The sequence below is a fragment of the Lutibacter sp. genome, from assembly GCF_041562875.1.
GTDB lineage: Bacteria > Bacteroidota > Bacteroidia > Flavobacteriales > Flavobacteriaceae > Lutibacter.
In genome coordinates this window covers 20,126-27,687 of sequence record NZ_JBFFOE010000036.1, presented here as the reverse complement: position 1 = coordinate 27,687, position 7,562 = coordinate 20,126, and the positions used below count along the sequence as shown (strand labels likewise).

Annotated in this window: 7 protein-coding genes; 4 read left to right on the top strand and 3 right to left on the bottom strand. The window is 29.9% G+C overall.

Going from position 1 to position 7,562, the window contains the following annotated elements; translation table 11 throughout:
* Both ABY863_RS07010 and ABY863_RS07005 read left to right on the top strand, forming a co-directional pair.
* The coding region (locus ABY863_RS07010; RefSeq protein WP_372793550.1) for a T9SS type A sorting domain-containing protein at positions 1–1,193 on the top strand (1,193 nt) is incomplete at its 5' end.
* A gap of 107 nt (positions 1,194–1,300) precedes the next feature.
* Complete coding sequence (locus ABY863_RS07005; protein ID WP_372793549.1) at positions 1,301–1,510, top strand: YwbE family protein; 210 nt, start codon at positions 1,301–1,303, stop codon at positions 1,508–1,510.
* Positions 1,511–1,547: 37 nt separating this feature from the next.
* Here the strand turns inward: ABY863_RS07005 and ABY863_RS07000 are convergent, their stop codons facing one another.
* A complete protein-coding gene (locus ABY863_RS07000) occupies positions 1,548–1,697 on the bottom strand; it encodes a hypothetical protein (RefSeq protein ID WP_372793548.1) in 150 nt (49 codons plus the stop codon).
* A gap of 303 nt (positions 1,698–2,000) precedes the next feature.
* Here ABY863_RS07000 and ABY863_RS06995 point away from each other — a divergent pair, with 303 nt between their 5' ends.
* Both ABY863_RS06995 and ABY863_RS06990 read left to right on the top strand, forming a co-directional pair.
* The gene (locus ABY863_RS06995; protein WP_372793547.1) at positions 2,001–2,621 is read left to right on the top strand and encodes a class I SAM-dependent methyltransferase; all 621 of its coding nucleotides are present in this window, start codon (positions 2,001–2,003) and stop codon (positions 2,619–2,621) included.
* A gap of 105 nt (positions 2,622–2,726) precedes the next feature.
* Positions 2,727–3,899, top strand: coding sequence for an ATP-grasp domain-containing protein (locus tag ABY863_RS06990; RefSeq protein WP_372793546.1), 1,173 nt, complete (start codon positions 2,727–2,729; stop codon positions 3,897–3,899).
* 61 nt (positions 3,900–3,960) lie between these two features.
* Here ABY863_RS06990 and ABY863_RS06985 read toward each other — a convergent pair whose 3' ends face one another.
* Both ABY863_RS06985 and ABY863_RS06980 read right to left on the bottom strand, forming a co-directional pair.
* Positions 3,961–5,796, bottom strand: coding sequence for a M1 family metallopeptidase (locus tag ABY863_RS06985; protein ID WP_372793545.1), 1,836 nt, complete (start codon positions 5,794–5,796; stop codon positions 3,961–3,963).
* 95 nt (positions 5,797–5,891) lie between these two features.
* Positions 5,892–7,550 (bottom strand): S8 family peptidase, encoded by a 1,659-nt coding sequence (locus tag ABY863_RS06980; protein WP_372793544.1) that lies wholly within the window; start codon positions 7,548–7,550, stop codon positions 5,892–5,894.
* Between the last annotated feature and the right edge of the window lie 12 nt (positions 7,551–7,562).

Below are 7,562 nucleotides of genomic sequence, written 5' to 3'. Positions count from 1 at the left end.
GAGTTGAAACTGTTACGAGTCCTTCAACAACTTATACTACTTCTGAATGGAATTCTTTTCCTATGGATACTTTTGATGGCTTAGGTTCGCATATCACTTCTGGAGGAACTTCAGATATTGAAGCACCATCTGCACCAACAAATTTATCAGCAAATTCAATTACTGAAACAACTTTAAACTTAACTTGGAATGCCGCAACTGATAATGTTGGAGTAACTGCTTATGAAGTTTTTAAAGATGGTCTGTTTTTAGTTTCAACAGTTGCCACTTCATACACGGTAACTAATTTAACTACCGCTACATCTTATGCTTTTACTGTGGCTGCTAAAGATAACACAGGAAATGTTTCTATAGCAAGTAGTGTTGCCAATATTACTACATTAAGTGGTGCTGTAACTCCTCAAATTCTTTTTGCACATTCTTTTGAAACTGGCTGGGATGGCTGGGTAGAAGGAGGTTCTGATTGCTATAGAATAAACAGTAGTATGTCATTCGATGGAAATTATTCAATTAGAATAAGAGATAACTCTGGTATTCAATCAGCAATGACATCAAGCACTTATGATGTTTCAGCTTTTGATACTTTAGAAATTAAATTCAATTTCTACAGTAGTAGTATGGAAGCTGGCGAAGATTTTTGGTTATTATATTTTGATGGTTCAACTTGGCAAACAATACAAGCTTTTGTAAGTGGAATTGATTTTAATAATAATGCCTTTACTGAAGCTACGGTAACTATTTCTTCAGCTACATCTAATTTCCCAACAAATGCGCAATTCAGATTTCAATGTGATGCAAGTTCAAACTCTGACAATATTTATATTGATAATGTAATTGTTACTGCCAATGCAGGTTTAGCAGCTAAAAATAGTTTTAAAACAATATTTTCAAAAACAATAAATAATTTTGAAGATAATTTTAAAGAAATTGAGGATTTGGAATTTTATCCAAATCCAGCTTCTAACAATACATTGTTACGAACTGAAATTGATGTTGAAGATGATATTGTTGATGTTCAAATAACAATTGTAACTCTACAAGGAAAATTAGTTAAATCATTTGAAATGAAGAGTCTTAAAAAAGAATATATTGAACAAAATATTGATGTTTCAAACCTAAAAAGCGGTATCTACTTTGTTAATATTACTTCAACAAAAGGATTAAATATAACTAAAAAATTAATGGTTAAATAATTATTAATTTCACTTTTTGAAAAGCCTCAAGTTAATAGCTTGAGGCTTTTTTTTTGCAACATTTCTTTTTATTACATTCGTTGTTTAAAATTAAAGAATTATAAACAATGGAAAATAATAAACAAGATGGTAGCATTAGAAAAAATATCCAAATTGGTTATACAGTAGAAATAGTCCAAAAACATCACCAAAAAACTGGTGAATTAACTGAAGGTATTGTAAAAAGATTACTTACTAATTCTCCAAATCATCCTCACGGAATAAAAGTACAACTTGAAACGGGAGAAGTTGGGCGAGTTAAAAATGTTTTAATTTAAAAACTTAGGGGTAATAGCTTCAAATTCACAAAAACAATTAACTACAATAATTCTTTAAAAACTCATCTAAAGACATTGGTTTTAAATTTCTAGATTCGTAATGTTTTACATATGTGTTATAATTTCTTCTAGCAAAATTAGTAATTTTTTCAAGCGTATTACTCTCCGTGATTGATATCGTCTTCATGGTTCAATAATTTTGGGGTTGATGTATTTATTTTTAACGCTATAAAACTACAATACAAACAGTTAACATGCAAGTAAATTTACCGTTTATTATAAAATAACTACCTTTTGTTTATTTTTTAACTCCGTTTGTTTAAAATATGGATATTTAAAAAAACCCCTTGCATTGTGATTTTTAAGTGATTTTAATAAAAAAATCACTTAAAAATCTACAAATTATCTTTGATTTAATTTACTATTCAAAAAGCATGTACATTTACAATTATTGATAAATTGCGAAAAATAGGATCTACATTTAATAAATATGAATTTTTACAACAAATATATTCTTCCTAAAGCTATTAATTGGGCTTGTGATCAAAGTTCTAGCAGAAAACAACGAGAAAAAATAATTCCTTTGGCAAGTGGAAGTGTATTAGAAATTGGCATAGGATCTGGCTTAAATTTACCATTTTATACTTCAAAAGTTAAAACCTTAACAGCTATTGATCCTTCAAAAGAACTTTGGAAAAGAACACAAATTAATATTGAAAAATTACCGTTTGATTTCAAGTTTATAATAGCTTCCGCAGAAAATATTCCAGAAAATGATCATAGTTTTGATTGTGTTGTTATCACCTATACACTTTGTACAATTCCTAATTTAAAATTGGCTTTTTCAGAAATAAAAAGAGTGTTAAAGCCCAATGGGAAGCTATTATTTTGTGAGCATGGAAAAGCACCAGAAAAAGGAATTCAAAAATATCAAAATATTATAAATCCTTTTTGGAAAAGAATTGGTGGAGGTTGTAATTTAAATAGAAACATTCCAGCGCTGATTGAAGAAAATGGTTTAACAATTAGCAAATTAGAAACCATGTATCTTGCCGGTTGGAAACCCGCGAGTTATAACTATTGGGGAATTGCAGAAGTTAAAATATTTTAAAATTTATACTACCTCAACAGAAGTTAATGTACCATAATGTGTGATAATAATAGCATTAAATACTACTAATTATGCTTAAATTTACATTCAATTTTAAATATACAAATGATATTAATAGGCAAACCTTACGTTTCAGATTTCCTGACAAAAACAATTAAAGAAAATAACTTTCAACTAGTTGCTACAAAAGAAGCTAAAGAATTAATCTCTGATGATTCCCTTAACTGGATTTCAGAAATCACAGCAAATAATATTATTAAAGAAAACCCAAATCAGCTTATTTATTCAAATTCTGAAAACAATATTAGTTGGGTTGAAAATAATTTGGGTGCAACAAAACGTCCAAAACAAATTCAAGTATTTAAAAATAAAATTAAGCTTAGAGAGCTATTAAAAGACGTTTACCCAAAATACTTTTTTAAAGGTGTTAAATATGAAGAACTAGATTCTCTTTCTGTACATGATTTACCATTTCCATTTATAATTAAACCTGCAATTGGTTTTTTTAGCTTAGGTGTTCATAAAGTTGATGAACCTTCTGAATGGAATGAAGTTTTAACTAAAATTAAAACAGATATTGAACACATAAAAGGGTTTTACCCAGCTGAAGTTTTAGATACAAATTATTTTATAATTGAAGAATGTATTAAAGGTGAGGAATATGCAATTGATTGCTATTACAATACTAAGGGTGAAGCTGTTATTTTGAATATTATGCATCATATTTTTTCTTCTGGAAAAGATGTAAGTGATAGAGTATATTCTACTTCAAAAGAAATTATTACTTCAAATCTAAACACCATTCAAAATTTAGTGAATATTATTGGTGAAAAAGTAGATTTGAAAAATTTCCCAATCCATATTGAAGTTAGAATTGACAGTAAAGGAACTATTATTCCAATTGAAGTAAATCCTATGCGTTTTGGTGGTTGGTGCACTACTGGAGACCTTTCATGGTATGCTTTTGGAATAAATTCTTACGAATACTTTTTATATGGAAAAAAACCAAATTGGGAAGAAATTTTCAAAGAAAAAGAAGCTAAAAAATACAGTCTTATTTTATTAGACAATAATTCTGGAATTAAAGATACTGACATTGCTTCTTTTGATTATGATAAATTACTTAGTGATTTTGAAAACCCGTTGGTTTTAAGAAAAATAAACATTGGCGAATATCCAATTTTTGGGTTTATTTTTACTGAAACTTCCGAAGGTAATGAAGCTGAATTAAAAAGTATTTTAACTTCCAACTTAAGAAAGTACATTGTTAAAAAATAGATTTTTAAAAATTTAAAGACTCCTCAATATTGAATTTAATTCAAATTGAGGAGTCTTATTTTTACTCCATTTCAAACGTATTGTTAGATTTATCAATATCTGCCATCAAACCAGAAGGATCAATTTGAATGAATTTTATTTTCTTTTCAACTGAAAAAGTATATGTTGGATGCGCCCAGGTCCAATCTTTTAAAATAGTAGCTGAAGTTGGTTTGTTACCTCGCATCATACGTAAAGGAATGTTAAAATTTTCAGTGCCTCCATCATCATAAGTAACTACAATGTCAATTGGCATTGGCATTTGGCCGACGCGAGCTAAAGTAATTGATTTATCTTCAACTTTTGCAATGGCATAATCTATGGTGTGTGTAGTTTCAATCCATTCATTTAAATACCAATCTAATTCTAACCCTGAAATTTTTTCAGCAACTCTTTTAGCATCATTTGGTGTTGGGTGTTTAAATTTAAAATCCTCAAAATATTTTTTAAGCATTTTTTTTACATTTTCCTCTCCAATAATATAATTCAATTGCGTTAAAAACATGCTTCCTTTGCTATAACTTCCTATGCTAAAAGCTACATTGGTATTAAATCTATCTGCATGGGTTGTTAAAGGTTCTTCAATTCTATTGTTTACTACATAATAATAATCTCCATAATCATTGGCATTTGGCACATCGTCTCTACCTCTTATAATTTTGTTAGATGCCAATGTAGAAATATATGTAGTAAACCCTTCATCCATCCATGAATGTTTACTTTCATTAGTTGCTAAAAGATTATGAAACCAAGTATGTGCAAATTCATGAAATACAGTTCCTACAATTTCATTTAATGATTTTCCACCTGCAATAAATGTACACATTGCATATTCCATACCTCCGTCACCACCTTGAATTACAGAATATTGTTTCCAAGGATATTGACCAATAGTTGAGTTGTAATAATCTAATGCTTTTTCGGTTAAAGGCTGTACATCTTTCCAAGATTTTGAATACTCAGGAGTGTCTTTATATAAAAAATGAAGCTCAGTACCACTTTTAGTAATTAATATGTCGTGTGTATAATTTGGATCAGCAGCCCATGTAAAATCATGAACGTTTTCTGCAATAAAATGCCAAGCTAATTTTTCTCCCTTCGGAAGATTTAAAGGTTTTGTTTTGTCTTCATACCCGTGAGCTATTTCTTGTGGATTTTGAAGATCTCCTGTTCCTCCTACTGTATAATTTCTATCAATATGAAGTGTTACGTCAAAATTTCCCCAAACACCATAAAACTCACGTGCAATATATGGATCTGCATGCCAACCTTCAAAATCATATTCTGCCATTTTCGGATACCATTGTGCCACTGAAAGCGCCACACCATCTTCATTATTTCTTCCAGCTCTTCTTATATGAACTGGTAATTGCCCATCAAAAGTCATTTTAAAAGTTGCTTTATCTCCTGGTTGAATGGGTGAATTTAGTGTAACTTCTAAAATGGTTCCTTCTGTAGTATATTTTAAATTTTTTCCATTTTGTTTTAATGAAAGTACTTTTAAATAACCTATTTCATCTGGTTTTAACTTAGCAATTCTACTTTCATATGTTGGATTTTCTATTGTTCCAATATTGTTAATCATTCTTCCATCAGGATCAACAACTGCTTGTAAACGAGCATCCATTTCACTATTTGGTTGAAATGCATTGTAGTATAAGTGATAAAATACTTTGTTTAAAACATCAGGTGAATTATTGGTATAAACCAATTTTTGAGTTCCTTTGTATTGATATTTTTCTACATTAAAATCCACATCCATTTTATAATCAACGTGCTGTTGCCAATAGGTTGTGTTATTTTGTGATGAAACTATTATTGTAGTTAAAATGATTAAAAATGTGAATAATTTTTTCATTATAAATATTTCTTTTGCGCAATATAAACATAAGTGGTATAAACAAAAAAGCACACTCGTTACAGAGTGTGCTTTTTAACAGAATATTAATAATTTTATTTTTTATTCACCATTTTATCGGCTAAAACTAAAGCATTGTATGCATTTGTTATTGCTCCTGTAATAGACAATTCAGAAAATTTAACTTTTTTACCTGTTGGATTTTCTCGTGATTGAGATCCTGGTAATATCACTTCCATGTCTAATTTAGTACCTGAATTCATAATAATATGTTTTACCTGACTTGCAGATAATTGTGGGTAGTATGATCTAACCAAAGCTGCAACACCTGCAACTTCAGGAGAGGCCATTGATGTGCCGCTTATTTTTTGGTATTCGTTTTTTGGAAAGGTTGAATAAATTTGAACTCCTGGTGCAAAAATATCAACATTTAGTTTTCCATAATTACTAAAAGATGCAGGTAAATTTTCGTCAGAATTAACACTCATAGCTCCAATAGTTAATACATTGTCTGCAAATTCAACAACTTTATCAGCTGTGTCGTTTGGCCAATTATGCTTTACATCAATATCTTTACCGTCGTTTCCAGCAGCGTGTACTAATAAAACATCATGAGTTTCTGCATATTTTATAGCATCAAAAACCCATTGTTTATTTGGAGACCAATTTTTACCAAAACTCATATTTATAACTTTCGCACCATTATCAACAGCATATCTTATTGCTAAAGCAACATCTTTATCTCGTTCATCACCATCAGGCACAGCTCTTACAGACATTAATTTTGCATTATTAGCAACACCATTCATCCCAACACCATTGTTACGAGTTGCTAAAATAATTCCTGAAACATGGGTTCCGTGAATTTCATCATCTTTAGAACCTAAAACGTTATTGTTTCCATAATTTGTATCAGTAATATCTGTTGGGTTATCTCCAACTATTGCTCTTCCATCAAAATCAAAATCGAAATTTTTAACTTTCTTTTGAGTTTCATAATATTCTAAGTATCCTTTTTCATCAAAACCTCTAGACATTAATCCTAAAATATCTCCTATTTGAGCTTGTAATGTTTCGTCCTCAGTTTTAACTGCTTGTAAATCTTCAATAGTAACGCTATCTTTTCCTAAGAATTTTTTTATTGCATTAAAATTATCTCCTATTTGAACCATACGATCCATTGTTCTAAAATGTCTTCCTGAAGAAACTTCAAAAGCTTTTAAATATTCTTGATATTGTTCAAAATCAGCTTTTTCATTTTCAGCAATAGTTTCAATTGTTTTCCCTTCAAAACGTGGGTTCATTTCAGCAACAAGGCGTGTAATTTCTAATTGTTCTGGAGCAGCAACTCCATCACCTCCTAAGAAATTCCATCCGTGCATATCATCTACAAAACCATTCTTATCATCATCTATTCCATTTCCTGCAATTTCTTTTGGGTTTGTCCAAAGCACATCTTTTAAATCTTCGTGTTCAATATCAATCCCTGAATCAATTACAGCTACAACAACCGTTACACCTGTTTTACCTTCTAAAAATTTATAGGCTTTGTCTACACTCATACCTGGAATGGTATCAGTTGCTAAATCTGCATGAGCCCAGTGGTTAGATTGTTCTTCACTAACAGCTCCTTTTTTTATTCCTATTGTAATAGCAGTTTCCATAGTTGGTACTGCTAAATTTTTCACAGAACCACAGCTTGCTAAAGTAGCAACTGCCAAAGTTGCTACAAACATTGGTTTAAATATTCTCATTTTGTTTATTGA

What these genes read in the sequence shown, in the direction of transcription:
- ABY863_RS06980 (WP_372793544.1), bottom strand. Translation starts at nt 7,550, where the DNA reads ATGAGAATATTTAAACCAATGTTTGTAGCAACTTTGGCAGTTGCTACT.
- ABY863_RS07000 (WP_372793548.1), bottom strand. Translation starts at nt 1,697, where the DNA reads ATGAAGACGATATCAATCACGGAGAGTAATACGCTTGAAAAAATTACT.
- ABY863_RS06990 (WP_372793546.1), top strand. Translation starts at nt 2,727, where the DNA reads ATGATATTAATAGGCAAACCTTACGTTTCAGATTTCCTGACAAAAACA.
- ABY863_RS06995 (WP_372793547.1), top strand. Translation starts at nt 2,001, where the DNA reads ATGAATTTTTACAACAAATATATTCTTCCTAAAGCTATTAATTGGGCT.
- ABY863_RS06985 (WP_372793545.1), bottom strand. Translation starts at nt 5,796, where the DNA reads ATGAAAAAATTATTCACATTTTTAATCATTTTAACTACAATAATAGTT.
- ABY863_RS07005 (WP_372793549.1), top strand. Translation starts at nt 1,301, where the DNA reads ATGGAAAATAATAAACAAGATGGTAGCATTAGAAAAAATATCCAAATT.